Annotated in this window: 2 protein-coding genes; both read right to left on the minus strand. The window is 38.6% G+C overall.

Going from position 1 to position 742, the window contains the following annotated elements; translation table 11 throughout:
• Positions 1 to 232, minus strand: a 232-nt coding sequence (locus AC1DLM_RS35440; protein WP_477572632.1) for a Dabb family protein, incomplete at its 3' end; no start/stop codon positions are given.
• 129 nt (positions 233 to 361) lie between these two features.
• On the minus strand, positions 362 to 742 hold a 381-nt coding region (locus tag AC1DLM_RS35445), incomplete at its 5' end, for a GNAT family N-acetyltransferase (RefSeq protein WP_477572633.1).

Here is a 742-nt window from a genome sequence, read left to right on the forward strand (position 1 = left end):
AACGGGGATGCGGACCATATGAACGCAGCGACGCAAGGTCTTCAAACGTTACCCGTAATCCGAGAGTATAGCCCTTAATATTTTCCGTTTCTTCAGTTACGTTGATGCCTGCACTTATATCAAATATCCCGGGGATACGATCCCGAAACGTTAACAATTGATCCAGCAATTCCTGTTGCTTGATTGGCGTGATATTAGTATTGAACTTGAATACAACGAGATGTTCGTACATCGCTACATTGCTCCTTTTTTAAGCTTAATGTTGTGTTGCTATAGTTCTTACGTTAGCTTACATTCAATTTTTCGAGAAAGCACACTATCTTTCGTAGTTTCTTCCAGAATGGTTTTCCTATATGCTTTGTTATTTGGAACAACTAGATAGTTTTAAGTATTCATGCTTCAAAATACTCATCATTATACGATCGACATATTGACCATTTTTATAGACTTCGTCTCTTAGTATGCCATCCTTATTGAAACCAGCCTTTTCATAACTCCGAATAGCACCAGGATTATCAGCATCTACCGTCAAATACACTTTATGAAGGTTTAAACGCTCGAATGCAAAATTCAGAACAACACCTGTCACTTCTGTAGCATAACCTTGCGCCCATACCATTTTGTCCCCAATCCAAATACCAAATTCMGCATGCTTGGACCAAGGATGGATATTAAACAATTGGGTATTGCCAATCGGGATGCCGTCTTCTTTTATTATGGTAAAATAGACAGATGATAGATC

The organism is Paenibacillus sp. 01T442, assembly GCF_056398345.1.